Origin of the sequence: Nocardioides sp. SYSU D00038, assembly GCF_016924665.1 — a bacterium.
In the GTDB taxonomy this organism is placed as follows: Bacteria; Actinomycetota; Actinomycetes; order Propionibacteriales; family Nocardioidaceae; genus Nocardioides.
The window spans coordinates 1-25,976 of sequence record NZ_JAFFJT010000008.1; the positions used below are offsets into that span (position 1 = coordinate 1).

Sequence of the window (25,976 nt, forward strand, 5' to 3'; positions counted from 1 at the left end):
CTCCCCCCCCGGTCCGCGCCCGATCCGCACGCCGGGATGCCGCGCCGCCCGGCACGGAGGCGGCGGAGCGACGGGCGGCGTTCGGCACGTAGACGGCGGCGTGGCGCCGAAGCGAGCGCTGGGGCACCGCAGGGCAGAGTCCGGCGACACGGCAACGTGTGCCGAACGACGTCCGGCGCGCAGCAGCCGCAGTGCCCACCACGCGCGGCACCCCGCACCCACCCCCACCCACAGTCACCACCCGGCCGGATCACGCAAGCCGCAGTCAGCCCCCGCCCGAGCCCCGTCCGCGGAGTCACCCGGTACAGGGAGGGCGGCCGGCTCACCGGGTCTCGAGACACGACTCCGGCGTTCCTCAACCAGCGGACGGCGGTCAGGAGCGGGTGCGCTCCAGACCCTCGATCTCGACCAGCTCCGCGTCGGGGTCGCCCCGGAGGTAGTGGCGCTCGAGGTTCTCACCCTCGACGTCGACCACGGGCAGCAGCCGGTCGAGCCAGCCCGGCAGCCACCAGGCGCGGTCGCCGAGCAGGAACAGGAGCGCCGGCACCAACGCCATCCGCACCACGAAGGCGTCGAAGACCACGGCGATCGCCAGGGCGAACCCCATCGACTTGATGATCGGCTCGTCGAGCAGCATGAATGCCGCGAACACCGCGGTCATGATCGCCGCCGCGGCGGCCACCACGCGGGCGCTGTTGCGGAAGCCGTCGACCACCGCGTCGCGCATCGACATGCCGTGCACGTGCGCCTCGCGCACCCGGGTCACCAGGAACACCTGGTAGTCCATGGCCAGCCCGAACACCACGCCGATGAGGAAGATCGGCATGAAGCTGACGATCGGCTGGCCCTCAAACAGGCCGAACGCCCCCTGCTGGAAGACCGCGACCGTGGCGCCGAGCGTGGCGAGCACCGAGAGCAGGAAGCCCAGGGTGGCGGTCAGCGGCACCAGCACCGAGCGGAACACGATCATCAGCAGCAGGAAGGCCAGCCCGATGACGATCGCCAGGTAGATCGGCAGCGCGTCGCTGAGCCGCTCCGACACGTCGACGGTGATCGCGGTGAGGCCGGTGACGCCGGTGACGGTGCCGGTCTCGGCCTCGATCCGCGACTGGCCGTCGCGCAGGCCGGCGAGGAGGTCCTCGGTGGCGGTCTCGTCCGGGCCCGAGGCGGGGGTGACGAGCACCTGTGCGCCGGTGCCGGCCTCGTTGGTGGCCACCACGAGGGCGCTCTGCACGTCGTCCATGCCGCCGGCCCAGGATGCGACCCGATCGAACGCCGCGGAGCGCTCCTCGGCCGAGCCCAGGTCACGGGCGTCGACGACGACCACCAGCGGGCCCTCGCGGCCCGGTCCGAACGCCTCGGCCATCAGGTCCGAGGCCTGGCGCTGGGTCGTCTCGACCGACGCGGTGGAGTCGGTGGGGAAGGCGAGGTGCAGGTTCTTCAGCGGTACTGCGAGCGCCCCGAGCGCCAGCACCCCCAGCACCAGCACGGCGACCGGGCGGCGGCCGACGAGGCGGGCCCAGCGGACGCCGTTGTTGAGCACCCGGCCGTCGGCCTCGCGGGCCGGGGCGTAGCGGCGCACCCGGCCGCCGAAGGCGCGGTGCTTGAGCAGGCCCAGGATCGCGGGCAGCAGGGTGAGCGCGACGAGCACGGCGACGAGCACGGTGCCGGCGGCGGCCAGCCCCATCGCGGTGAGGAACGGGATGCCGACCACGGCCAGCGCCGCGAGCGCGATGATCACGGTGAGCCCGGCGAAGACCACGGCGGTGCCGGCGGTGCCGACCGCGACGCCCACCGCCTCCTGCTGGTCGTCGGTGTGCTCCTGCTCGGTGCGGTAGCGGGCCAGGATGAACAGCGTGTAGTCGATGCCGACCGCGAGCCCGATCATCGTCGCCAGGATCGGGGTGGTGGAGCCGATGTCGGTGAAGGCCGTCATCACCGTGACGCCCATGATGCCGAGCCCCACGCCCACCAGCGCGGTGATGATCGGCAGCCCGGCGGCGACCAGCGACCCGAAGGTCAGCAGCAGCACCAGCAGGGCGACCGCGATGCCGATCAGCTCGGAGGTGGCGCCGATCTCGCTCATCGCCTGGCTGCCGGCGCCGTTGGCCTCGACCCGCAGGCCGTCGGCCTCGTGCTCCTCCATCACCTCCACCAGCGCGTCGATCGTCGCGAGCTCCACGTCGGCGACGGTCTCGACGTCGAACGCGAACGACACGATGCCGACCCGGCCGTCCCCCGACAGCGGCGACAGCGGCCCGCCCTGGCCCTCGCCCTGCGCGTCGACCGGGTTGACCAGCGGCACGCCCTCGGCCATCTGCGGCAGGCGCTGGAGGTCGGCGACCAGGTCGGCCACGACGTCGGCGTACGGCGCCTCGGTCAGGGTGCGTCCCTCCGGCGCGGCCACGACGACGTTGACCGAGGCCTGGTCGAAGGCGTCGACCGACTCGGGGAAGAGCTCCGCCTGGAGGTCGGCGGCCCGCTCGGAGGGGATGCCCGGGATCGAGAAGGAGTCGCTCATCGGCTTGGCCACGGTCGCGGCGAGCGCACCGACCGCGATCAGGGCGACCAGCCAGCCGGCGAGGAAGACCGGCCAGCGGCGGTAGGCGGTGGTGCCGAGTCGGTGGAGCAGGGTGGCCATGGATGGGTCTCCTGGGTGGTGGGGCGGGCCGGCGGCGTGGGTGGCCGCCGGGCTGGGCGTGCGAGCAGGGTCAGGCGGGCAGGGGGTCAGGCGAGCAGCCGGCGGGCCTCGGCGAGGGCGGCGTCGAAGAGCTCGACGACGGGTCGGTCCTCGGTCGGGGTCTCGCTGAGGTGGACCAGGCAGCCGTCGAAGAGCGCGACGAGCAGGCGGACGAGGAGCCGGGCGCGGTGGACGCCGAACTCTGCGCCCTCCCGGGCCAGGATGTGGTCGACCAGGTCGCCGGTGACCTGCTCGAACCGCTCGTGGACGGTCACCAGCAGCCGGGGGTTGCCGAGGAACACCTCGCGGCGCACCTCCACGACCCGGCGGTCGAGGTCGTCGTCCTCGAGGATCGACTTGGCCAGCTCGCGCAGGTCGTCGACGAGCACGCCGGTCGGCCCGCCGGCGAGGAACGTCGCCAGCGCGGTCTCGGGGAACACCGGCACCGGCCCGAGCACGGCGTCGACCTTGGCCTCGAAGTAGTTGAACAGGGTGCGGCGGGAGACGCCGACGGCGGCCGCGAGGTCGTCCATCGTCCAGCCCTCGAAGCCGCGCTCGCGGGTGAGCTCGGCGGCCGACCACCGGATCCGGCGCCGGGTCTCGGCCTGACGGGCCACCAGGCCGGTCGCTGCACTCTCGCTCACGAAGTGCAGTCTTGCACTTTACGGCGAGAAGTGCAAAAGAGTGACGGCGGTCACGTCTGGGCGCCGGAAGCAGCAGCACACCTGCACAGGACCTTCACACCGTCCGCCCCGATCCCGACGCCGCGCGCTCCTAGAGTCGCGGCATGACCAGCAACCGGATCCTCGTGGTCGAGGACGACCCGTTGATCGGCGACATGGTCGCCGAGCGGCTGGTCGCCGACGGCCACGACGTCGTCCGGGCCTACGACGGACCGGGTGCGGTGGCCGCGCACGCCGAGCACCGGCCAGACCTCGTCGTCCTCGACCTGATGCTGCCCGGCTTCGACGGGCTCGAGGTGTGCCGCCGGATCCAGCGCGAGCGGCCGGTGCCGGTGCTGATGCTCACCGCTCGCGACGACGAGGCCGACGTGCTGACCGGCCTGGGCGTGGGGGCCGACGACTACCTCACCAAGCCGTTCCGGATGCGCGAGCTGGTGGCCCGGGTCGCGGCACTGCTGCGCCGGGTCGAGCGCGCGGCCGAGCTGGTCGCCGCCGACCGCGAGGCCGAGCCGCTGCTGCGGCTGGGGGCGCTCTCGGTGCACACCGGCACCCGCCGGGTGCACCTCGGGGGCGCCGAGGTCCACCTGACGCCCACCGAGTTCGACCTGCTGGTCTGCCTGGTCCGCGCCGGCGGCCACGTGCTCACCCGCGAGCACCTGCTCGCCGAGGTCTGGGGCTGGCCGGACGGGTCGGGCACCCGCACCGTCGACAGCCACGTCAAGGCGCTGCGCGCCAAGATCGGCGGCGGCTGGGTGCGCACCGTGCACGGTGTCGGGTACGCCGTGGAGGAGCCCGCGTGAGCGGCGGCCCGGCGCCGCTCGACCCGCTGCGCTCGATCAAGACCAAGCTCGGCGTGCTCGTCGTCGTCAGCGTGCTGGTCGCCGCCACCGTCGCGATGGTCGGCCGCGACGCCGGCGTCGCGCCGTGGCTGGCGCTGCCGATCACGGTGGCGCTGGCCCTCGCGGTCACCCAGCTGCTCGCCACCGGCATGACCTCGCCGCTGCGCGAGATGACCCGCGCCGCCAGCCGGATGGCCGGCGGCGACCACTCGGTGCGGGTGCGCACCGACTCCGCCGACGAGGTCGGCGAGCTGGCCCGGGCGTTCAACGCGATGGCCGCCGAGCTCGGCGAGGTCGACCAGCGCCGCCGCGACCTGGTCGCCACCGTCTCCCACGAGCTGCGTACGCCGCTGACCGGGCTGATCGCCGTGCTCGAGAACCTCGAGGACGGCGTCGTGCCGCCCGACGGCGCCGGATTGCGCACCGCCCTCACCCAGGCCGAGCGGCTCTCGGCCCTGGTCAGCGACCTGCTCGACCTGTCGCGGCTCGAGGCCGCCGAGACGCTGACCGGCGAGTCGGTCGAGGTGGCCGGGCTGCTGGCCACCGCCGTCGACGAGGCGCGCAGCCTGGCCCGGCCGGTCGACTACGACGTCGTGGTCACCCCGCCCGGACTGACCGTCGTGGCCGAGCCCGCCCGCCTGCACCAGCTGGTGGCCAACCTGCTCGACAACGCCTCGCGCCACAGCCCCGCCGGCGGCCGGGTGAGCGTCCGCGCGTCCGGCGACGACGACACCTGGGTGCTCGAGGTGGCCGACCGCGGTGAGGGCATCGCTCCCGAGGACCGGGAGCGGATCTTCGCGCGGTTCGGCTCGCTCGGCGACGAGCGCACCGGTGGCGCCGGTAGCGGGACCGCCGGCGGCACCGGCGGTGGCACCGGGCTGGGGTTGGCCATCGCGCGCTGGGTCGCCGACCTCCACGGCGGCACGATCGCCGCCGTCGACCCCCGACCCGGCGAGCCGGGGGCCCGGCTGCGCGCCGTGCTGCCGGTCCGACCGTCCACCCCCCGAGCCGAGGAGGCCGCCGTGCCCGCACCGACCGCACCCCCGCCGAGCCCGCCGACCCCGCCGACCCCGCCGACGACGCCGGCGCCCGTCGGGGCGCCGTACCCGTCGCTGCTGTCGACCACCGGCCGGCTGGCCTGGCGCACCGACCTGGCGGGGCGTCCGTGGCTGCTCGCCGCCGCCGCCCTGGTCGGCCTGCTGGCCGCGCTGGTCGTGGTCGACAACGCCCCGGGCCTCGGCGCGACGCTGGTGCTGCTGGCCGGCGGCGGGGTGTGGTACGCCGCGCACGGCGCCCGCCGCGACCCCTACGTCGTGACCTGCACCGTGCTCGCCGCCACCCTGGTCGCCGTGCTCACCCTCCGCGACGCGGAGTGGATCTCGGTGCTGTGCGCGCTCGCCGCGACGGTGCTGGTGGTGGCGGCCTCCACCCGGGCCCGCTCGGTGCTGGGGTTGCTGCTCTCCGGACTGGCCTGGCCGTTCTCGGCACTGGTGGCGCTGCCCTGGCTCGGGCGCACGCTGCGGCTGGTCGCCGGCAGCGGCCGCACCCTGTCGGTGGTGCGCACGTTGCTGTTCTCGCTGGCCGGGCTGGTGGCCTTCACGCTGCTGTTCGCCTCGGCCGACGCGCTGCTGGCCGAGTGGCTCGACGAGGTCACGCCATCGTGGAGCGTCGACGTCGCCGTCGCCCGGGTGTTCGTCGGGTGCTTCGTGGGCGGGGTGGTGCTGGCGACGGCGTTCTTCGCCCTCAACCCGCCGCAGGTCGAGGCCGGCGACCCCGCGCCGGTGCGGCCGGTGCGGCACCGCTACGAGTGGTTGGCGCCGGTGCTGTGCGTAATCGGCGTCTTCGCGCTGTTCCTGGTCGCGCAGGCCGCGGCCGTGATCGGTGGCGACGACTACCTCCAGCGCACCACCGGCCTCACCTACGCCGAGTACACCCACCAGGGCTTCGGCCAGCTCACGTTCGCCACGCTGCTGACGGTGCTGGTGGTCTCGGTCGCCGCGCGGAAGGCGTCGCGCGAGACCGCCGCCGACCGGCTCTGGCTGCGCGGCTCGCTCGGCGTCCTGTGCCTGCTGACGCTGGTGGTGGTCGCCTCGGCGCTGCGCCGGCTGGAGCTCTACACCGACGCCTACGGCCTGACCCGGCTGCGGCTGCTCGCCGGCACCTTCGAGCTGTGGCTCGCGGTCGTGGTGATCGGGCTGCTGGTCGCCGGCATCCGGCTCAGCGGTCCGTGGCTGCTGCGGGCGGCGCTGCTCAGCGGCACCTCGATGCTGCTGCTGCTCGCCCTGGTCAACCCCGACGCCCGGATCGCCGAGGTCAACGTCGCCCGCCTCGACGACACCGGCCGGATCGACCTGGTCTACCTCGCCGGCCTCTCCGCCGACGCGGTCGGCCCGCTGCGCGACCTCCCGCCGGCCGACCGCGCCTGCGTGCTCGCCGGGGTGCTGCCGGACGAGGAGCGCGACGGGTTCTGGGAGTGGAACCTCGGGCGTTGGCGCCAGCGCGACGTCCGCGCCGACCTCGACCTGCCCGGGGACGGGTGCCTGCTGGCGTCGTACGACTGAGGGAGCGGTGGGTCAGCCTCGGTTCGGCGCCGTGGAACCGGGGCTGGCTCACCGCTGCCCGGCCCCCCACCACGACCACCCGACCCCTTCTGATCGTTCTGACCACTCCTGACTTGCTGGTAACCCGCACGGAGGACGAGGCTGGGGACGTGGCCGCCACCCCCTCGTCGTACTCGATCACCATGCGCCTGCACACCGCGCCCGACCACGGGGTGGTCGGTGCGGTCGCGACCGCGATCTCGGCGGCCGGGGGGATCGTCACCGCCATCGACGTGCGCGAGTCGGGGCACGAGCGGCTGGTGGTCGACGTGACCTGCAGCGCCAGCGACGCCGACCACGCGCTGGTGCTCGAGGAGGCCGTCGACCGGGTCGACGGCGTCGAGGTCTACAAGGTCTCCGACCGCACCTTCCTGCTCCACATCGGCGGCAAGATCGAGGTCGCCTCCAAGGTGCCGCTCAAGAACCGCGACGACCTCTCGATGGCCTACACGCCGGGAGTGGGCCGGGTCAGCCAGGCGCTGGCCGAGAACCCCGAGGACGTGCGCCGCCTCACCGTCAAGGGCAACTCGGTGGCCGTGGTGACCGACGGCTCTGCGGTGCTTGGCCTAGGCAACATCGGCCCCGGGGCGGCGCTGCCGGTGATGGAGGGCAAGGCCGCGCTGTTCAAGCGGTTCGCCGACATCGACGCCTGGCCGATCTGCCTGGCGACCCAGGACACCGACGAGATCGTCAAGGCCGTCGAGATGATCGCGCCCGGCTTCGGCGGCATCAACCTCGAGGACATCGCGGCCCCGCGGTGCTTCGAGATCGAGCGGCGGCTGCGCGAGAGCCTCGACATCCCGGTCTTCCACGACGACCAGCACGGTACGGCGATCGTGGTGCTGGCCGCGCTCACCAACGCGCTGAGGGTGGTGCGCAAGGAGCCGGCCGACGTGCGGGTCGTGGTCTCCGGCGGCGGTGCCGCCGGCACCGCGATCGTGACCCTGCTCCTCGCGGCCGGGGTCACCGACGTGGTGGTCGTCGACCGCGAGGGCGCGATCTGCGCCGGCGACGAGGCACTCTCACCCGCCCACGCCGAGCTCGCCGAGGTGACCAACCCGCGCGGCGTGCGCGGCGACCTGCGCGCCTCGCTGACCGGGGCCGACGTGTTCATCGGTGTCAGCGCGCCGCGGATCCTCCAGCCGGAGTGGATCGCCGAGATGGCGCCGCAGTCGGTGGTCTTCGCGCTCGCCAACCCCGACCCGGAGGTCGACCCCGCCGAGGCCGAGAAGTACGCCGCGGTGGTGGCCTCGGGCCGCTCCGACTACCCCAACCAGATCAACAACGTCCTGGCGTTCCCGGGTGTCTTCCGCGGCCTGCTCGACGCCCGCGCCGAGGACGTCACCCTCGACATGATGCTGCGGGCCGCCGACGCGATCGCCCACGTCGTCAAGGACGAGGAGCTCAACTCCAGCTTCATCATCCCGACGGTCTTCCACCCCGACGTCCCCCGCGCGGTGGCCGAGGCGATCAGCGGGCACTGACCTCCGCGGCCCCGCGGCCGCCCGGCTCGGGACCGACCCGCCGCGGCCACCAGAACCGGTCGCCGAGCAGCAGCGCCAGCGCCGGCACCAGCAGCGTGCGCACGACCAGGGTGTCGAGCAGCACGCCGAGGCAGATGATCGTGCCGAGCTGGGCGAGCACCACGAGCGGCAGCACACCGAGCACCGCGAAGACCGCGGCGAGCAGCACGCCGGCGCTGGTGATGACGCCGCCGGTCGCGGTGAGCGAGCGCAGCATCCCCGCCCGCGGGCCGTGCTCGGCGGCCTCCTCGCGGGCCCGGGTGACGAGGAAGATGTTGTAGTCGACGCCGAGGGCGACCAGGAACAGGAACGCCAGCAGCGGCACCCCGCTGTCCATCGCCCCGAACCCGAGCGGCCCGGTGAACAGCCACCACGCCGCACCCATGCTCGCGACGTAGGTGCCGACCACGGTGCCGACCAGCAGCAGCGGCGCCACCGCCGAGCGCAGCAGCACGGCCAGGCCGACCAGCACCAGGCCGAGGATCAGCGGCAGGATCAGCCTGCGGTCGCGGTCGGCGCCCTCGGTCTCGTCGAGGGCCTCGGCCTCGGCGCCGGTCACGTGCGCGTCGTACGACGCGAGCCGGTCGCGCAGCCGCTCGATGGTCGCGTCGTTGGTGCCGGAGCGGCCGTCGAGCACGGTGTCGACCACCGTCACGCCGTTGCCGCTGTCGGACACCGCTGCCGAGGCGACCCCCTTGACGTCCTCGACCAGCTCGCGCACCTCCTCGCCGTCGTCGGTGGTGACGACCTGGGTGGGGTCGGCGAAGCCGGCCGGGAACGACTCGGCCAGTCGGTCGGCCGCGCTGATCGCCTCGGGCTCGTCGAGGAACTGCTCGGACTGGTCGAGGCCGAGGTCGATGCGGAACAGCCCGACGGTCATCAGGGCGAGCAGCAGCAGCGTGCCACCGACGACCGCCGCGGGCCGGCGCGCTACCCGGTCGCCGATCCGGTGCCAGAGGCTGCCGGCCTCGGCGGTGACCTGCTCGCCGACCCGCGGCACCCGGGGCCAGAACACCCAGCGTCCGAAGCAGACCAGCGCCGCCGGCAGCACCACCAGCACGAACGCCGCCGCGACCACCACTCCCACCGCGCAGGCCAGTCCGAGGCCGCGGGTGGTCGGCGTGAGCGACAGCAGCAAGGTGAGGAGGCCGAGCACCACGGTGGTCGCGCTGGCGAGCACCGGCTCGGCGGTGCGGCGCAACGCGCGCGCCATCGCGACGTGGCGCGACGCCTCGCGGCGCAGCTCGTCGCGGTAGCGCGAGATCAGCAGCAGCGCGTAGTTCGTGCCGGCGCCGAAGACCAGCACCGAGAGGATGCCGATGGTCGACTCGTCCCACGCCACGTCGAGCGCCGCCAGCACCTGGGTGGCCAGCACCGCCGCCGTCCGGTCGGCGACGCCGACCACGGTGAGCGGGATCAGCCAGAGCACCGGGCTGCGGTAGGTCACCACCAGCAGCACCGCCACCACGAGCGCCGTCACCAGCAGCAGCCGGGTGTTGGCCCCGTCGAAGACCGCCGCCAGGTCGGCCTGCACGCCGGCTGGTCCGGTGACCTGGCCCCGGACGCCGTCGGGCAGCGCCTCGTCGACGGAGTCCCGGAGCTCGTCGACGGCGCCGGCGACCTCGGTGGCCGACCCGCTAGCCAGCGGCACGACCAGCAGCGCCGCCGTACCGTCCTCGGCCGGCACCAGCCCCGACCCGCCCTGCTGCCCGCCCTGCTGCCCGCCCTGCTGCCCGTCTTGCTGCGCGCCCTGCCCCCCACCGGACGCCCCGCCGACCAGCTCGGCGGCGGCCGATCCGAGCCCGTCGAGCTGCTCGGGGGTGAGCCGGTCGGACTCGGCGGTGAAGAGCACGATCGCGACCGACGAGCCCTGGTCGGGCAGACGGTCGAGCAGCGCGGTGCCCTCGGTGCTGTCGAGCCCGGAGGGCAGCTGGTCGGTGCCGAGGCGCTCGCGGTCTCCCTCGCCCAGCCCGAGCAGCACGGCTAGGGCCAGCAACAATGGCACCAGCGCGATGACGGGGGCGACCCGGCGAGCGGTGAGGGTCCTCGTGACGGACATGGTGGCCTCTCGGGTCTGCGGCTAGGTCGCTAACTAGGTTAGACACCAAGTGGGTGAGACGAATATGCCGGCAGACAGATCGGTGCCCCGCGGGGCGTGGCACGAGACGCCGAGCCTCCGGGCGCTGCGCGACGTGGTCGACGCGGGCGCGCGGATGCGGCACGTCGTGGCCCGGCGAGCGGGACTCGGCGACTCCGAGCTGGTCGCGCTGCAGCACCTCGTGCGAGCCCCGCTCGGCCCGGCCGAGCTGGCCCGGCTGCTCGAGGTGAGCACGGCGGCCTCGACCGGCGTGGTCGACCGGCTGGCGGCCCGCGGCCACGTCGAGCGGCACCCCCGGGCCGACGACCGGCGGCGCACCGAGGTACGGGTGACCCCGTCCGGGCGCGAGGAGGTGCGGGCCCACCTGGTGCCGATGTTCGAGGCTCTCGCCGCGTGGGACGCCGGCTTCGACGACGCCGAGCGGGCCCTGGTCGAGCGCTACCTCCGCGGTGTGGTCGCGGCGTTCGAGCAGGTCTCCGGCCCGCGCCCTCAGCCCTCGGCCACGCCCTCCGAGGCGTAGAGGGCGGCGCCCACCACGCCGGCCTTGTTGCGCAGCGCGGCCGGCACGATCTCGGTCTCGAGGTCGAGCAGAGGGAGGAACTCCTCGCTCTGCTTGCTGATCCCGCCACCGACCACGAAGAGGTCGGGGGAGAACAGCCGCTCGACGTGGCGGTAGAAGACCTGGAGCCGCTCGGCCCACTGCGGCATGGTCAGGCCCTCGCGCTCGCGGGCGCTGTTGGCGGCCCGGTGCTCGGCCTCGTGGCCGTCGATCTCGAGGTGGCCGAGCTCCGAGCTCGGCACCAGCACCCCGTCGTGCACGAACGCCGAGCCGATGCCGGTGCCCAGCGTCGTGACGATCACCAGGCCGCGGCGTCCGCGTGCGGCGCCGTAGCGCACCTCGGCCAGGCCGGCGGCGTCGGCGTCGTTGACGACGTGGACGTCGCGCCCGGTGGCCTCGGTGAACAGGGCGTCGGCGTCGGTGCCGATCCACGCGGGATCGATGTTGGCCGCGGAGTGCACCACGCCGTGGCGCACCACGCCCGGCACCGTGACGCCCACCGGCGCCGTCGAGGCGGGGAACGACGCGACCAGCTCGGCGAACACCGCCGCGACCGCGGCCGGGGTGGCCGGGCGCGGGGTCGGGATCCGCACCCGCTCCTGGGCGAACTCGCCGGCCGCGAGGTCGACCGGCGCGCCCTTGATGCCGGTCCCTCCGAAGTCGATCCCGAACGGGTGGTCCATGCCCCCGACACTAGACTCCGGGCGTGCAGACGCAGGCCACCCGGATGCTCCTCCTGGGGGCCGTCGCGCTCTTCGAGCCGGTCAACGGCTACCAGATCCGGCGCGAGCTGGTGTCGTGGCAGGTGGACCGCTGGGCCCACACCAACCCCGGCTCGATCTACCACGGCCTGGGTCAGCTGGCCCGGCAGGGACACCTGGTCCGCCACGACCTCGTCGACGGCGGCCGGGAGGTGGCGGTCTACGAGCTGACCGGGGCCGGGCGCGAGGAGCTGCGCCGCCTGATGGTGGCGGCGCTCGAGACCGTCGACGTCTACGACCGCGCCGACTTCAACGCGGCGTTCTCGATGCTCCCGCTGCTCGAGCGCGAGCAGGTCGAGCGCAGCCTGGTGGCCCGCCGGGTCGCGCTGGAGCGCACGGTGCGCGAGCTCGGCGAGACCGGCACCGGCGACATGCCCCCGCACGCCGCCCGCAGCGTGCTGCTCTGGCTCGACGTGGCGATCGCCGAGCTGGCCTGGCTGCGCGAGACCGTCGAGGCCGTGCGCCGGGGCGAGCTGGGCGACTCCCGCGATCCCCTCGGTGGCTGGCAGCCCCCCGCCGAGGACCCGGGCTGGCAGATGGCGGCGGACCGCGAGAAGTACCGCGTGCTCCTCGGCCGCTCCTGACCTCGGCCCGCGCCGATGAGTTTGGGTCGGCGGCGCGGTCTGTGCTGGGCGGGTCCGGCGTCGCGGGATCCGTCGCCGGCCGGTTCGGTCGACGACGCCGGGTACTTGTTCAAGGTTGAACACGACGCTAGTGTTCAACCTTGACCAAAGGAGAGACATGACCACCATCACGGCCCGGGGTCTGGTGCAGACCTTCCACACCGGGCAGGGCAAGAAGAAGGTGCCGGTGCGAGCCGTCGACGGCATCGACCTCGACGTCGCCGAGGGGGAGGTGGTCGGGTTCCTCGGTCCCAACGGCGCCGGCAAGACCACCACGCTGCGGATGCTGACCACCCTGCTCAAGCCCACCGCCGGCACCGCCACCGTCGCCGGCTACGACGTCGCCACCCAGCCGGTGCAGGTGCGACGGTCGATCGGCTACTGCTCGCAGGTGGGGTCGACGTTCTCCGGCGCCTACGCCGGCGACGAGGTCGTCGACCACGGCCGCCTCTACGGGATGTCCAAGGCCGACGCCGTCGCCAAGGGCCACGACCTCTTCGACCGGCTCCAGCTCGACGGCCTGTGGCGCCGGATGCCGAAGAACATGTCCGGCGGCCAGAAGCGCCGACTCGACATCGCGATGGCGCTGATCCACTCGCCGTCCCTGGTGTTCCTCGACGAGCCCACCACCGGCCTGGACCCGCAGGCCCGGGCCAACCTGTGGCAGCACATCGCCGACCTGCGCTCCGAGCAGGGGGCGACGGTCTTCCTCACCACCCACTACCTCGACGAGGCCGACGCGCTCGCCGACCGGATCGTCATCATCGACAAGGGCCGGATCGTCGCCAGCGACACCAGCGACAACCTCAAGGCGCAGGTCGCCGGCGACCTGGTGAGCGTCGAGGTCGCCACCGACGAGCAGGTCGCAGTGGCCCGCGACAAGCTCGCGAGCATCGCCGAGACCGTCGAGGTGGCCGGCCGGGTCGTCAGCGGCCGGGTCTCCCGCGCCGCCAAGGTGGTGCCCGGGCTGCTGCGCGACCTGGAGTCGTCGGGAGCCACGCTCGAGGCGATCGAGGTCGCCCGACCCACCCTCGACGACGTCTTCCTCACCCTCACCGGCCGCTCGCTGCGCGACGCCGAGGCCGCTGCCGAAGCCGCCGACGAGGGTGCCGCCCAGGACCACACCGACGAGGGAGTGCCCGCATGACGACGTTCCTCCACGACAGCTTCATCGTCTTCAACCGCCAGCTGCGGATGAACCTGCGCAACCCCGCCTGGGTGATCATCGGCATGCTCCAGCCGGTGCTCTACCTGCTGCTCTTCGGGCCGCTGCTCGAGCCGGTGATCGCCCAGCTGGGCGGCAACAAGTACACGTGGTTCGTGCCCGGCATGCTGGTGCAGCTCGGCATCTTCGGCGCCTTCTTCGCCGGTTTCAGCCTGATCGGCGAGTGGCGTGAGGGCGTGATCGAGGCCGAGCGGGTCACCCCGGCCTCCCGGGCGGCGCTGCTGTTCGGTCGTCTCTACCGCGACCTGCTCCAGCTCCTCGTGCAAGCGCTGATCCTGGTCGGGCTGGGGCTGGTGCTCGGCATGGACTTCAACGGCGCCGGGATCGTGCTCGGCGTCGTGCTGACGATCCTGCTGGGCGGCGCGTGCGCGGCGGCGTCGAACGCCTTCGCCCTCACCGTGAAGAGTGAGGACGTGATGGCGCCGGTCATCAACCTGGTGATGATGCCGGTGCTGCTGCTCTCGGGGATCCTGCTGCCCATGAGCTTCGGCGCCGGGTGGCTCGACCGCCTCGCCGACTTCATGCCGATCCGCCACGTCGTCGACGCCGTGCGCGGGGCCTTCTTCGGCGACTACGACGTCTCGACCCTCGGCTGGGGCGTCGGCTGGACGGTCGCGCTGTTCGGTGCGGCGATCTGGTGGGGCGTCTCGGTCTTCCGCCGCGAGAACGCCTGACGTGATCGGCGGTTGAGGAAGTCGCACCGGCGACTGTCTCGAAACCCCTGCACCCGGCTGCTCTCCGGTGGGGAGGGGAGGGCGCCCGTCTCACCGGGTCTCGAGGCTCGTCGCCAGGGCTCCTCGCACCTCGACCAGCGCACCCCCGCCGTTGGTTGAGGAAGTCGCGCTAGCGACTGTCTCGAAACTCCTGCACCCGAACGCCCTCCGGTGCGAACGGGAGGGCTGTCGGCTCACCGGGTCTCGAGACAGGACTTCGTCCTTCCTCGACCAGCGGCGGTCGCACCCGGCTGCCCTCCGGTGGGGACGGGAGGGCTGTCGTCTCACCGGGTCTCGAGGCTCGTCGCCAGGGCTCCTCGCACCTCGACCAGCGCCACCCACCGCTGGTTGAGGAAGTCGCGCTAGCGACTGTCTCGAAACCCCCGCCGGCCGAGCGCCCTCCGGTGGGGACGGGAGCGTTCTCGGCTCCGGGTTGCGAGACCGGACTTCGTCCCTCCTCGACCACCGGCGCGGGTGACCCCGATCACTTTACATCCACCTGCCTCTTGTCAAGAGCTGTTTACATCTCCTATGGTTCTGTAAACCGCATCGCCAGACCGGCACCGGCGCCGGGCGAGGAGGCAGCACCGTGGACACCATCCTCAACAGCACGGTCCCCGAGGGTTCGACCGAGCAGTGGAAGGACCGGAAGCGCTACCTGTGGCTGATCGGCCTGGTGGTGCCGTCGCTGGTCTTCGTCGCCCTCGGCGGCTGGGCGTTGACCGGCTCGGGCGTGTGGTTCTGGATCGGTCCGATCGTGATCCTCGGCGTGGTGCCGGCGATCGACCTGGTCGCCGGGCTCGACCGGTCCAACCCGCCGGACGACGCGATCGAGGCGCTCGAGAACGACAAGTACTACCGCTGGATCACCTACCTGTTCCTGCCGATCCAGTACGTCGGGTTCGTCGGCGTGATGTGGGCGATCGCCGACGGGTCGCCGTTCGGCCTCGGCGAGCTGACGACGCTCGACAAGGTGGCGATGGCGATCTCGATCGGCTGCGTGGGCGGCATCGGCATCAACACCGCCCACGAGCTCGGCCACAAGCGTGAGGCCAACGAGCGCTGGCTGTCGAAGATCGCGCTGGCCCAGGTGGCCTACGGGCACTTCTACATCGAGCACAACCGCGGTCACCACGTCCGCGTCGCGACCCCCGAGGACCCCGCGAGCAGCCGGATGGGCGAGAACTTCTACCAGTTCTGGCCGCGCACCGTGTGGGGCTCGCTGAAGAGCGCGTGGCACCTGGAGAAGAAGCGCTACGCGCGCCGCGACCAGCACCCGTTCCGGTTCGGCAACGACGTGCTCAACGCGTGGCTGATGACCGCCGTCCTGTGGGGCGGACTGGTGCTGTGGCTGGGTCCGGTGATCGTGCCGTTCCTGGTGCTCCAGGCCGTGATCGGCTTCTCGCTGCTCGAGGTCGTCAACTACATGGAGCACTACGGCATGCTCCGGCAGAAGGTCGGGGTCGGCGACCGCCAGCGCTACGAGCGGGTCGACCCGTCGCACTCGTGGAACAGCAACAACATCGCGACCAACGTGCTGCTCTACCACCTGCAGCGGCACAGCGACCACCACGCCAACCCCACCCGCCGCTACCAGACCCTGCGCGACTTCGAGGAGTCGCCGGTGCTGCCCACCGGCTACGCCGGGATGATCGTGCTCTCCCTGGTGCCGCCGCTGTACCGCAAGGTGATGGACCAGCGGGTGCTGGCGCACTTCGGCGGCGACCTGACGAAGGCCAACCTGAGCCCCCGCAAGCGCGACAAAATCCTCGCCAAGTACCCGCCCCCGGCCGGCACCGACCTGCGCACCCAGGCGCAGCGCGACGCCGACCGGGCCGCCGCCGCGGCGGCCGCGCCGGCCGAGGTGCTCGCGGCCCGGTGCCCCGGCTGCGGCTACACCTACCGGGTCGAGGAGGGCAACGAGCTCGAGGGCTTCGCCGCCGGCACGGCGTGGGCCGACGTGCCCGACGACTGGTGCTGCCCCGACTGCGGCGTCCGCGAGAAGGTCGACTTCATGCCGCTCTCGATGGAGGAGGCCCGGTGAGGATCGTGGTCGACCGCGACCGCTGCGAGGGGCTCGGCATGTGCGAGGCGATGGCCTCGGACTTCTTCGAGCTCGACGACGACGAGGTGCTCCAGGTGCTCGACCCCGAGCCGGGCGAGGAGCACCGCGGCCACCTGCACGCCGCCACCCAGGCCTGCCCGGTCCTCGCACTCACGCTCGAGGGCTGACGCGGTGGCGCTGTCCACGCTTCCTAGACTGGAGCGCGTGACCGCCGTACCCCTCTCCATGCGTGAGCGTGTGGTCGAGGCGGCGGTCCGGTTGACCGGCGAGCTGGGCTGGTCGCAGGTGACGATGGCGCGGCTGGCCGACGAGGTCGGGGTGAGCCGGCAGACGGTCTACAACGAGATCGGCACCAAGCCGGGGCTCGCCGAGGCGATGATCCTGCGCGAGCTGGACCGGTTCCTCGAGGTGGTCTCGCTGGCCTTCGACGCCCACCCGACCGACCTGGTCGCCGCCATCGGCGCGGCCTCCGAGGCGGTGCTGGTGCACGCCCAGGACAACCAGCTGCTGCACGCCGTCGTCTCCGCCACCCACGGCGCCGACACCGAGCTGCTGCCGCTGCTGACCACCCACGCCTCGTCGCTGCTCGAGGCGGCCAAGCTGGTGATCGGCGAGCGCCTGGCGCCCTACGACGTCGACCTGCCCCCCGCTCGCCTGGAGGCCGCGATCGACATGGTGGTGCGGGTGGTGCTCAGCCACGTGATGGAGCCCAGCGGCCCCCCGGCCGCGACCGCCGAGTCGATCGCCTGGATCGCCGGCCGGGTGCTGCGGGGCTGACCCCGGGTCACCCCGCCCGCCGCGCCTCGGCCAGCTCGACGGCCTCCCGGAACGCCGCGACGACGTACGGCGGCACGACCAGCCCGGCGTCCCGGGCCCACAGCAGCTCCTTCTCGACCCGGGAGATCTGGGCGGCGAAGTCGGCGGCCCGGTCGCCGGTGACGCCGATCGACTGCATCAGGTCGCCGAAGTCGGCCTTCTGCTCGTCGTTGTTGGCGCCGACCGGCGAGAACGAGATCGACCGCATCCGGCGCACCAGCCAGCGCTGCCACGGGGCGATCTCGTCCCAGAGGCCGCGCGCGGAGAGCTGGTAGAAGGCGTAGTGGCCGGGCTCCTGGCGCTTGATGGGGGCGATCACGGTCTCGCTGATCGCGGTCTCGCCCATCTCCACCACGCCGTCGTGGAGCAGGTTGTAGGCCAGCACCGCGGAGCGCTCGGTGGACATGCCGGTGAGGTAGTAGAGCATCCGGCAGACGTCCTGGAAGGCGCCGAGGTGCGAGAGCGCTCCGAGGACCTTGAGCTTCAGACCCATCGAGTCGCGGTCGGGCTGGGCCGGCGGGCGGCCGAGCTCGACCTGCAGCTTGTCGAGGATCAGGCCGTGCTGGATCTCCTGCGGCTGCCACACGTCACGGTAGAAGTGCACGTCGATAGGCGGCGGGTCGGGCAGCATGGTCGCGATCTCGAGGACGTTGCGGTCGACCTCGAGCTCGACGCGCGCCATGTAGTCGAGCACGTGGCCGTAGCGCTCCGCGAACACCTCGGGCCGGCGCACCGTGAAGTCGACCGACGAGAGGTCGATGGGGGGGTGCTCGACGGCCAGCCGGTCGACGTGCGCGACCAGCCGCTCGTTGGTGCTGACCGCGCCTGGCATGGAGGCAAGGCTAGCCTCGGGCGGTGACCAGTGGTGGAGGTGGTACGACGGCGTCGGGCGGTGGCGTCCGGCTCGGCACGGGCGCCGGCCGGGCGGTGATCCTCGCCGCCGTGCTCGGCTCGGGCATCGCGATGCTCGACGGCAGCGTCGTCAACGTCGCGCTCAAGACCATGGGCGAGGACCTTGACGCCAGCCTGGCCGAGCTGCAGTGGGTGCTCAACGGCTACCTGCTCTCCCTGGCCAGCCTGATCCTGCTCGGCGGCTCGCTCGGCGACCGCTACGGGCGTCGCCGGGTCTTCGTCATCGGCACCGTCTGGTTCGCCGCCGCCTCGCTGCTCTGCGGCCTGGCGCCGAACCCCGAGGTGCTGATCGCGGCCCGGGTGCTGCAGGGCGTCGGCGGCGCGCTGCTCACCCCCGGCAGCCTGGCGATGATCCAGGGCGCGTTCGTGCCCGACGACCGGGCGCCGGCGATCGGCTCGTGGTCGGGCTGGGGGAGCATCGCGGCTGCGCTCGGGCCGCTGGTGGGGGGCGTGCTCGTCGACCACGCGAGCTGGCGCTGGATCTTCCTGATCAACCTGCCCGTCGCCGCGGTCACGGTGGTCATCGCCCAGCGCCACGTCCCCGAGACCCGCGACCCCGGGGCCGCCCACCACCTCGACGTCACCGGGGCGGCGCTGGCGGCCCTGGCGCTCGGCGGCACGACGTACGCGCTCATCGAGTGGGGCGGCCCGGTGGCGCCGTACGCCGGGGTACTGGCGGTCGTCACCGCGCTCGGGTTCCTGGTGGTCGAGCGGCGACAGCCCGATCCGATGCTGCGCCTGGAGATGTTCCGCGACCGTACGTTCAGCGCCTCCAACGCGATGACGTTCCTGGTCTACGGCGCGCTCGGGGCGGTGCTGCTCTTCCTCACCGTGCAGCTCCAGACCGTCGGCGGCTACGGCGCCCTGCGCGCCGGGCTCGCCAGCCTGCCGCTCACGATCTGCATGCTGCTGCTCGCCTCGCGCGGCGGTCGGCTGGCCACCCGGATCGGCCCGCGGGTGCCGATGAGCGTCGGACCGCTGGTGATGGCCGGCGGCGTGCTGCTCCTGCTGCTCGTCGGCGACGACCTGTCCTACTGGCGCGACGTGCTGCCCGGCATCACCGTCTTCGGCCTCGGCCTGGCGCTGATGGTCGCACCGCTCACCGCGACCGTCCTGGCCGCCGCGCCCGACGAGCACGCGGGGATCGCCTCCGGGGTCAACAACGCCGTCGCCCGCGGCGGTTCGCTGCTCGCGGTCGCCGCGCTGCCGGTGGCGGTCGGGCTCGGCGGCGAGGAGTACGCCGACCCGGCGGCGTTCGACGCGGCCTACGGCAGCGCCCTCGTCGTCTGCGCGGCGCTGCTCGTGACCGGTGGGCTGGTGTCGTGGCTGTTCGTGCGCGCCGAGGTGCTCGACGGGGTGCTCGACGGGGCCGAACCGCTCCCCGACGACCCGCGCTGACCTACCCTTGGCCGCAGGGAGGGATCGACCATGGGGATGACGCACGCGCTGGGGGCGGCCGCGACGGCCGGCGTCCTCGCCGTCGCCAGCGCCTGCAGCGGCGGCTCGGCCGGCGGCAAGGGGCCGGCCGCCGAGGAGTCCACCGCGGCCGCGTCGCCCTCCGCGTCCGCGTCGCCCTCCAGCACCGCCGCGCCCGCCGATCCCGAGCACGCCGTCGACCCGCCCGGCCCCCGCGACCAGGCGCTGGCCTCCGCCGACTTCGTCATCTACGCCCCCGAGCCGCTCAGCGACGAGATGGTCGAGCGGATCGGCGCGATCAAGGAGGTCACCGGCGTCGAGCCGTTCGCGATGACCAACGTGGTGATCGAGAACGAGTCCTACAACCTCGCCGCGGTCGACCCCGCGACCTACCGCCTGTTCACCCCGCTCGGCAGCGCCGACACCCAGCAGGTCTGGGAGCGGGTCGCCGGCGGCGAGATCGCGGTGGCCCGGGGGCTGGAGCGGAAGCTGCCGATCGACCAGGACGGCTACCTCAAGCTCGGCGCGGCCGAGACCGCCTCGCGGGTGCACGTCGGTGCATACGCCGAGCAGGCGCCGCAGGTCGACGCCGTCGTCAACGAGAAGTGGGCCGAGGAGCTCGGGATGACCCCCGGCAACGCGCTGCTGGTCTCCACCGGCATCGCCGCCCCGCAGAAGATCCGCCGGGCCATCCAGCGGATCGTCGGCGACAGCGCCTCCGTGCAGAGCACCGACGCCGTGGCCCGCTACGGCCTCGACCCCCAGGCCACCCAGACCGCGGTGCTGGTGGGCAGCGTCGCCGACGTGGTGGGCCGGTTCACCTACACCGTGCTCGGCGGCGGCCGGATCGCCCCCGACCCGGCGTGGGTGCGCTCCCACATCTCCACCGAGGTGGTGCCCATCCTGGGCCGGGTCACCTGCAACAAGTACCTCTTCCCCCAGCTGCGTGCCGCCCTGCAGGAGGTGCAGCAGCGGGGGCTGGCCGACAAGATCCACCCCGAGGAGTACGCCGGGTGCTACTACCCGCGGTTCATCGCGGGCTCGACGAAGCTCTCCAACCACTCCTTCGGCCTCGCCCTCGACCTCAACGTCCCCGGCAACGGCCGCGGCACCGTCGGCGACATCGACCGCGACGTGGTGGCGATCTTCAAGAAGTGGGGCTTCGGCTGGGGCGGCGACTGGCGCTACACCGACCCGATGCACTTCGAGATGGTCGCGCTGGTCAACCCCGGCTGACCCGCCAGACTGGGCGCATGACCCGTCGCCACCTCAGCACCGGCTCCTCCTTCGAGGAGCAGATCGGCTACTCCCGCGCCGTCGTCGACGGCGACTGGGTGTTCGTCTCCGGCACCACCGGCTTCGACTACGCCAGCATGACGATCTCCGACGACGTCGTCGAGCAGGCCGAGCAGTGCTGGCGCACGATCGCGAGGGTCCTCGGCGAGGCGGGCGGGTCGCCGGCCGACGTCGTCCGGGTGCGCTACCTGCTGCCCGACGCCGCCGACTTCGAGGCCTGCTGGCCGGTGCTGCGGCGCTGGACGGCGGAGTCGCGGCCGGCCGCGACGATGATGCAGGTGGGGCTGGCCGACCCGCGGATGCGCATCGAGGTCGAGGTGACCGCGCGGCTGCGTGCCGGCGACGGTCGGTAGCCTCGCCGCCATGCGCGCCGCCCAGGTCCTCGCCCCCACCGGTCCCGCCGACGTCGTCGTCCACGACGTCCCCGAGCCCACGCCCGCCCCGGACGACGTGCTGGTCGAGGTGCACAGCATCGGTATCTCCTTCCCGGACCTGCTGCTGAGCAAGGGCGAGTACCAGCTCAAGCCCGACCCGCCGTTCACCCTCGGCGTCGACTTCGCCGGCACCGTCGTGAGCGGTCCCGGCTTCTCGCCCGGCCAGCGGGTCGCCGGCGTCAGCGGCTACGGCAACGCCGCCGAGCTCACGTCGGTACACCGCGACAGCGTCTTCGCGCTCCCCGACGCGCTCTCCTTCGACGAGGGCGCCGCCGTGCCGATGAACTACCTCACCGCCCACTTCGCGCTGGTCGAGCGCGGCCAGCTGCGCGACGGCGAGACCGTGCTCGTCCACGGCGCCGCCGGCGGCGTCGGCACCGCCAGCATCCAGGTGGCGAAGGGCTTCGGCGCCCGCACGGTCGCGGTCGCCTCGACCGAGGAGAAGGCGCAGGTCGCCCTCGACGCCGGCGCCGACGACGCTGTGCTGCTCGACGGGTGGAAGGACGCCGTCGCCGGGCTCACCGGCGGCCGCGGCGTCGACCTGGTCGTCGACGTCGTGGGGGGCGACGTCTTCACCGACTCCCTGCGCTCGCTCTCCACCCAGGGCCGCCTGCTCGTCGTCGGGTTCGCCGCCGGTCAGGGCATCCCCGAGGTCAAGGTCAACCGCCTGCTGCTCAACAACATCGACGTGCGCGGCGTCGGCTGGGGGGCCTACGCGATGGTGCGGCCCGGCTACATGCAGGAGCAGTGGGAGGCGCTGCGCCCCCTGATGGAGTCCGGCGTCGTCAGGCCCCCGATCGGCGCGACGTACGACCTCGACGACTTCGGTCAGGCGCTGCTCGACATGGAGGCCCGCCGGACCCTCGGCAAGAGCGTGGTCCACGTCCACTGACCGTCCCGCTGGCGCTGGTCGAGCAGCGAGCGCCAGCGAGCGTCGTCGAGACCTGGTGAGTGGAACGCCGGGCGCTGGTCGAGATGCGAGGAGCCCTGGCGACGAGCCTCGGGACCCGGTGAGCCGAGCACCGGGCGCTGGTCGAGGTGCGAGGAGCCCTGGCGACGAGCCTCGAGACCCGGTGGGCCGACCGCCCTCCCTGTAGCGGGCGACTCCGCCGACAGTGCTCGGGCGGGTGCTGACTCCGGCTGGTGTGATCCGGGGCGTGGGTGACTGTGGTTGGTTGGTGGGTGCGGGGTGCCGCGCGGGGGTGGGGCACTGCGGCTGCTGCGCGCCGGACGTCGTTCGGCACTCGTTGCCGTGTCGCCGGACTCTGCCCTGCGGTTCCCCGGCGTTCGCTGCGGCGCCACGCCGCCGTCTACGTGCCGAACGCCGCCCGTCGCTCCGCCGCCTCCGTGCCCGGTGGCGCGGCACTCCGGCGGGTGGGTCGGGCGCGCACCGCTGGTCGACCAGCGAGCGTCGTCGAGACCCGGTGAGCCGACCGCCGGGCGTTGGTCGAGGTGCGAAGGCCGCTAGGCCTGAGCCTCGAGACCCGGTGGGACGAAAGCCCTCTGGTGGGGACGGTCGGCGTTCGGGTGCGTGGGTTTCGAGGCTCGCTTCGCTCGCACCTCAACCAGCGCGGGGCGCCGGAGGGCGTTCGGCCGGCGGGGGTTTCGAGACAGTCGCTAGCGCGACTTCCTCAACCACCGGTGGGTGGCGCTGGTCGAGGTGCGAAGGCCGCTAGGCCTGAGCCTCGAGACCCGGTGGGACGAAAGCCCTCCGGTGGGGACGGTCGGCGTTCGGGTGCGGGGGTTTCGAGGCTCGCTTCGCTCGCACCTCAACCAGCGCGGGGCGCCGCAGGGCGGTCGGCCGGCGGGGGTTTCGAGACAGTCGCTAGCGACTTCCTCAACCACCGGTGGGTGGCGGTGGTCGAGGTGCGAAGGCCGCTTGACCTGAGCCTCGAGACTCGGTGGGGCGAAAGCCCTCCGGTGGGGACGGTCGGCGTTCGGGTGCGGGGGTTTCGAGGCTCGCTTCGCTCGCACCTCAACCAGCGCGGGGCGCCGGAGGGCGGTCGGCCGGCGGGGGTTTCGAGACAGTCGCTAGCGCGACTTCCTCAACCACCGGTGGGTGGCGGTGGTCGAGGTGCGAAGGCCGCTAGGCCTGAGCCTCGAGACCCGGTGGGACGAATGCCCTCCGGTGGGGACGGTCGGCGTTCGGGTGCGTGGGTTTCGAGGCTCGCTTCGCTCGCACCTCAACCAGCGCGGGGCACCGGAGGGCGTTCGGCTGGCGGGGGTCTCGAGACAGTCGCTAGCGCGACTTCCTCAACCAGGGGTGCCGGGGCGTTCGGCGGACCACCTCGGGGTCGTTAGCATCGCGGAGTGAGCATCCTCGACGACGCACGCGACGGCTTCGACCACGACGTCCGGCCCCAGGACGACCTCTTCGGGCACGTCAACGGGCGGTGGTTGGCGGAGGCGGAGATCCCGGGCGACCGCGCCTCGTGGGGGCCGTTCGTCCAGCTGGCCGACGCGGCCGAGGAGCACGTCCACACGATCATCACCGACCTCGCCGATGCCGCGCTGCGCGGCGACCCCGAGCTCAGCCCCGACGCCCGCAAGATCGGCGACCTGTTCGCGTCCTTCATGGACGAGGCGAGCATCCGCAAGAAGGGACTGCGGCCGATCGGGCCGCTGCTGAGCGCGGTCGGCAACCTGCGCGACGTGCGCGACCTGGCGGCGTTCCTCGGCGAGTTCGAGCGGGCGGGCGGGCACGGGTTGTTCGGGTCCTACGTCAACACCGACGCCAAGGACTCCGACCGCTACCTCTTCCACCTGACGCAGGGTGGGCTCGGGCTGCCCGACGAGTCCTACTACCGCGACGACAAGTTCGCCGAGATCCGCGAGAGCTACGTCGGCTACCTCACCACCCTGTTCACCCTGGGCGGGCAGACCGACCCGGCGGCGGACGCCGCGACCGTGCTGGCGATCGACACCCGCCTCGCCGAGGGGCACTGGGAGCGCGCCGAGACCCGCGACGTCCAGAAGACCTACAACCTGCTCACCCTCGACGCGCTGCGCGAGCTGTGCCCGTCGTTCGACTGGAGCGCCTACGTCACCAACCTCAGCGCCTCCAAGGTGAGCGCCGAGGAGCTGCTGTTCGAGACGTGCGTGCGCCAGCCGTCGTACTTCGCCCACCTCGCCGGCGTGCTCACCGACGTGCCGATCGAGCAGTGGCGGGTCTGGCTGCTCAGCCACGTGCTGCGCGCGGCGGCGCCCTACCTCACCGACGACTTCGTCGAGGCCAACTTCGACTTCTACGGCCGCACCCTCAACGGCACCCCGGACCTGCGGGCCCGGTGGAAGCGCGGGGTCAGCCTGGTGGAGGGGGCGATGGGCGAGGCGGTCGGCAAGGAGTACGTCTCGCGCCACTTCCCGCCGTCGTCGAAGGAGATGATGGACGAGCTGGTCGCGAACCTGCTCGAGGCCTACCGCGAGTCGATCCGGTCGCTGGACTGGATGACCGACGAGACCAAGCAGCGGGCCTTCGAGAAGCTCGACACCTTCCGTCCCAAGATCGGCTACCCGGAGAAGTTCCGCGACTACTCCAGCCTCCAGGTCAGCCCCAACGACCTGATCGGCAACGTCGCGGCCGCGGCGGCGTTCGAGACCGACCGCGAGCTGGCCAAGATCGGCTCGCCGGTCGACCGCGACGAGTGGTTCATGCTGCCCCAGACCGTCAACGCCTACTACAACCCCGGCACCAACGAGATCTGCTTCCCGGCCGGGATCCTCCAGAAGCCGTTCTTCTCGCCCGACGCGACGCCCGCCGAGAACTACGGCGGCATCGGCGCGGTCATCGGCCACGAGATCGGTCACGGCTTCGACGACCAGGGCGCCCAGTACGACGCCCACGGCAACCTCGACGACTGGTGGACTGCCGACGACAAGGCGGCGTTCGAGCTGAAGTCGAAGGCGCTCGTGGAGCAGTACGACGGCTTCGAGCCCCGCAACCTCCCGGGCGAGCACGTCAACGGCCAGCTCACCGTCGGCGAGAACATCGGCGACCTGGGCGGCCTCACGATCGGCCACAAGGCCTACGTCGCCTCGCAGGGCGGCGCGGCCACGCTGGAGGGCCGGCGCGACCTGTTCCTCAACTGGGCCTACATCTGGCGCACCAAGCGCCGCAAGGAGCAGGAGCAGCAGTACCTCACCGTCGACCCCCACAGCCCGCCGGAGTTCCGCGCCAACATCGTGCGCAACCTCGACGAGTTCCACGAGGTCTTCGGCACCGCCGAGGGCGACGGGCTCTGGATCGACCCCGCGGACCGGGTGCGCATCTGGTGACCGGCCCGCGGGACCGGGCGACCCGTCGGGCCGACACCCTGGCCCGGTGGGCCGAGTCGGAGGTCGACTGCTGGGTCGCCACCGCCTCCCCCGAGGGCGTCGCGCACCTGGTGCCGTTGTCGCTGGCTTGGACAGGCGAGCGGCTGGTGGTCGCCGTGCAGGAGTCGTCGCGCACCGCCCGCGACCTGCGGGCGTCGGGGCGGGCCCGGGTCGCCGTCGGCCCGACCCGCGACGTGACGATGGTCGATGCGGTGCTCGAGCGGGCGGTGCCGGTGGGCACCGACGACGCGCTCGGTGCGGCGTACGCCGCGCAGGCCGACTGGGACCCGCGCGGCAGCGACGGCTACGTCTACCTCGTGCTGCGGCCCGAGCGGGTGCAGGCCTGGCGGGAGGCCGACGAGATCGCCGGGCGCACCCTGATGCGCGACGGCGCGTGGCTGACCTGACGCCCCGCGCTG

At 73.0% G+C, this 25,976-nt stretch carries 21 protein-coding genes; 16 read left to right on the forward strand and 5 right to left on the reverse strand.

All coding sequences use genetic code 11. The annotated features are described in order from the left end of the window. Nucleotides 1–373: 373 nt before the first annotated feature. Entirely contained in the window at nt 374–2,641 is a 2,268-nt protein-coding gene (locus JT721_RS04395) for an MMPL family transporter (RefSeq protein ID WP_205471702.1), read from the reverse strand. 86 nt (nt 2,642–2,727) lie between these two features. Then, complete coding sequence (locus tag JT721_RS04400) at nt 2,728–3,324, reverse strand: TetR family transcriptional regulator (RefSeq protein ID WP_205471703.1); 597 nt, start codon at nt 3,322–3,324, stop codon at nt 2,728–2,730. 143 nt (nt 3,325–3,467) lie between these two features. On the opposite strand from JT721_RS04400, the gene JT721_RS04405 reads away from it, so the two are divergent. The 3 genes from JT721_RS04405 to JT721_RS04415 all read left to right on the forward strand — a co-directional run bounded on the left by JT721_RS04405 (nt 3,468) and on the right by JT721_RS04415 (nt 8,286). Continuing rightward, a complete protein-coding gene (locus tag JT721_RS04405; protein WP_205471704.1) occupies nt 3,468–4,163 on the forward strand; it encodes a response regulator transcription factor in 696 nt (231 codons plus the stop codon). Beyond that, nucleotides 4,160–6,763: a DUF4153 domain-containing protein gene (locus tag JT721_RS04410; protein ID WP_205471706.1), complete on the forward strand. Its 2,604-nt coding sequence runs from the start codon at nt 4,160–4,162 to the stop codon at nt 6,761–6,763. The genes JT721_RS04405 and JT721_RS04410 overlap by 4 nt, the downstream gene beginning before the upstream one ends. A gap of 149 nt (nt 6,764–6,912) precedes the next feature. Beyond that, on the forward strand, nt 6,913–8,286 hold the full coding sequence (locus JT721_RS04415; RefSeq protein ID WP_205471707.1) for an NAD-dependent malic enzyme: 1,374 nt from the start codon (nt 6,913–6,915) through the stop codon (nt 8,284–8,286). On the opposite strand, the gene JT721_RS04420 is transcribed toward JT721_RS04415, so the two are convergent. After that, the gene (locus JT721_RS04420) at nt 8,273–10,384 is read right to left on the reverse strand and encodes an efflux RND transporter permease subunit (RefSeq protein WP_205471708.1); all 2,112 of its coding nucleotides are present in this window, start codon (nt 10,382–10,384) and stop codon (nt 8,273–8,275) included. The two genes, JT721_RS04415 and JT721_RS04420, sit on opposite strands and share 14 nt — an antisense overlap. Nucleotides 10,385–10,448: 64 nt before the next feature. On the opposite strand from JT721_RS04420, the gene JT721_RS04425 reads away from it, so the two are divergent. After that, nucleotides 10,449–10,943: a MarR family winged helix-turn-helix transcriptional regulator gene (locus JT721_RS04425; RefSeq protein ID WP_205471710.1), complete on the forward strand. Its 495-nt coding sequence runs from the start codon at nt 10,449–10,451 to the stop codon at nt 10,941–10,943. Here the strand turns inward: JT721_RS04425 and ppgK are convergent. Then, nucleotides 10,913–11,665, reverse strand: coding sequence for a polyphosphate--glucose phosphotransferase (gene ppgK / locus JT721_RS04430; RefSeq protein WP_205471712.1), 753 nt, complete (start codon nt 11,663–11,665; stop codon nt 10,913–10,915). The genes JT721_RS04425 and ppgK overlap by 31 nt on opposite strands. Nucleotides 11,666–11,688: 23 nt before the next feature. Here ppgK and JT721_RS04435 point away from each other — a divergent pair, with 23 nt between their 5' ends. The 6 genes from JT721_RS04435 to JT721_RS04460 all read left to right on the forward strand — a co-directional run bounded on the left by JT721_RS04435 (nt 11,689) and on the right by JT721_RS04460 (nt 17,146). Next, nucleotides 11,689–12,327, forward strand: coding sequence for a PadR family transcriptional regulator (locus JT721_RS04435; protein WP_307827881.1), 639 nt, complete (start codon nt 11,689–11,691; stop codon nt 12,325–12,327). Nucleotides 12,328–12,484: 157 nt separating this feature from the next. Continuing rightward, nucleotides 12,485–13,513, forward strand: coding sequence for an ATP-binding cassette domain-containing protein (locus tag JT721_RS04440; RefSeq protein WP_205471713.1), 1,029 nt, complete (start codon nt 12,485–12,487; stop codon nt 13,511–13,513). Continuing rightward, nucleotides 13,510–14,265, forward strand: a complete 756-nt coding sequence (locus JT721_RS04445) for an ABC transporter permease (protein WP_205471714.1) — start codon at nt 13,510–13,512, stop codon at nt 14,263–14,265. The genes JT721_RS04440 and JT721_RS04445 overlap by 4 nt, the downstream gene beginning before the upstream one ends. Nucleotides 14,266–14,893: 628 nt before the next feature. Continuing rightward, nucleotides 14,894–16,348, forward strand: a complete 1,455-nt coding sequence (locus JT721_RS21900; protein WP_374220864.1) for a fatty acid desaturase — start codon at nt 14,894–14,896, stop codon at nt 16,346–16,348. After that, nucleotides 16,345–16,536, forward strand: a complete 192-nt coding sequence (locus JT721_RS21240) for a ferredoxin (RefSeq protein ID WP_205471715.1) — start codon at nt 16,345–16,347, stop codon at nt 16,534–16,536. The genes JT721_RS21900 and JT721_RS21240 overlap by 4 nt, the downstream gene beginning before the upstream one ends. A 37-nt stretch (nt 16,537–16,573) precedes the next feature. Then, the gene (locus JT721_RS04460; RefSeq protein WP_307827882.1) at nt 16,574–17,146 is read left to right on the forward strand and encodes a TetR family transcriptional regulator; all 573 of its coding nucleotides are present in this window, start codon (nt 16,574–16,576) and stop codon (nt 17,144–17,146) included. Between the two features lie 7 nt (nt 17,147–17,153). On the opposite strand, the gene JT721_RS04465 is transcribed toward JT721_RS04460, so the two are convergent. After that, a complete protein-coding gene (locus JT721_RS04465; RefSeq protein ID WP_205471716.1) occupies nt 17,154–18,017 on the reverse strand; it encodes a GTP-binding protein LepA in 864 nt (287 codons plus the stop codon). Between the two features lie 23 nt (nt 18,018–18,040). Between JT721_RS04465 and JT721_RS04470 the strand changes: the two genes are divergently transcribed. The 6 genes from JT721_RS04470 to JT721_RS04495 all read left to right on the forward strand — a co-directional run bounded on the left by JT721_RS04470 (nt 18,041) and on the right by JT721_RS04495 (nt 25,964). Further along, nucleotides 18,041–19,495 carry an MFS transporter gene (locus JT721_RS04470; protein WP_307827883.1) on the forward strand — a complete coding sequence of 485 codons (1,455 nt, stop codon included), beginning with the start codon at nt 18,041–18,043 and terminating at the stop codon, nt 19,493–19,495. Between the two features lie 30 nt (nt 19,496–19,525). Then, entirely contained in the window at nt 19,526–20,749 is a 1,224-nt protein-coding gene (locus tag JT721_RS04475) for a M15 family metallopeptidase (protein ID WP_205471718.1), read from the forward strand. A gap of 17 nt (nt 20,750–20,766) precedes the next feature. Next, nucleotides 20,767–21,162 (forward strand): RidA family protein, encoded by a 396-nt coding sequence (locus tag JT721_RS04480; RefSeq protein WP_205471719.1) that lies wholly within the window; start codon nt 20,767–20,769, stop codon nt 21,160–21,162. Nucleotides 21,163–21,172: 10 nt separating this feature from the next. After that, nucleotides 21,173–22,135 (forward strand): NADPH:quinone oxidoreductase family protein, encoded by a 963-nt coding sequence (locus tag JT721_RS04485; RefSeq protein WP_205471720.1) that lies wholly within the window; start codon nt 21,173–21,175, stop codon nt 22,133–22,135. A gap of 1,418 nt (nt 22,136–23,553) precedes the next feature. After that, a complete protein-coding gene (locus tag JT721_RS04490) occupies nt 23,554–25,518 on the forward strand; it encodes a M13-type metalloendopeptidase (RefSeq protein WP_205471721.1) in 1,965 nt (654 codons plus the stop codon). Further along, a complete protein-coding gene (locus JT721_RS04495) occupies nt 25,515–25,964 on the forward strand; it encodes a pyridoxamine 5'-phosphate oxidase family protein (RefSeq protein ID WP_205471722.1) in 450 nt (149 codons plus the stop codon). Before JT721_RS04490 ends, JT721_RS04495 begins: the two co-directional genes overlap by 4 nt. The last annotated feature ends 12 nt before the right edge of the window (nt 25,965–25,976 follow it).

Bases quoted from the DNA above. Each gene is read 5' to 3' on its own strand.
- JT721_RS04440 (WP_205471713.1), top strand. From the start codon at position 12,485: ATGACCACCATCACGGCCCGGGGTCTGGTGCAGACCTTCCACACCGGG.
- JT721_RS04405 (WP_205471704.1), top strand. From the start codon at position 3,468: ATGACCAGCAACCGGATCCTCGTGGTCGAGGACGACCCGTTGATCGGC.
- ppgK (WP_205471712.1), bottom strand. From the start codon at position 11,665: ATGGACCACCCGTTCGGGATCGACTTCGGAGGGACCGGCATCAAGGGC.
- JT721_RS04480 (WP_205471719.1), top strand. From the start codon at position 20,767: ATGACCCGTCGCCACCTCAGCACCGGCTCCTCCTTCGAGGAGCAGATC.
- JT721_RS04485 (WP_205471720.1), top strand. From the start codon at position 21,173: ATGCGCGCCGCCCAGGTCCTCGCCCCCACCGGTCCCGCCGACGTCGTC.
- JT721_RS04420 (WP_205471708.1), bottom strand. From the start codon at position 10,384: ATGTCCGTCACGAGGACCCTCACCGCTCGCCGGGTCGCCCCCGTCATC.
- JT721_RS04425 (WP_205471710.1), top strand. From the start codon at position 10,449: ATGCCGGCAGACAGATCGGTGCCCCGCGGGGCGTGGCACGAGACGCCG.
- JT721_RS04395 (WP_205471702.1), bottom strand. From the start codon at position 2,641: ATGGCCACCCTGCTCCACCGACTCGGCACCACCGCCTACCGCCGCTGG.
- JT721_RS04445 (WP_205471714.1), top strand. From the start codon at position 13,510: ATGACGACGTTCCTCCACGACAGCTTCATCGTCTTCAACCGCCAGCTG.
- JT721_RS04475 (WP_205471718.1), top strand. From the start codon at position 19,526: ATGGGGATGACGCACGCGCTGGGGGCGGCCGCGACGGCCGGCGTCCTC.
- JT721_RS04465 (WP_205471716.1), bottom strand. From the start codon at position 18,017: ATGCCAGGCGCGGTCAGCACCAACGAGCGGCTGGTCGCGCACGTCGAC.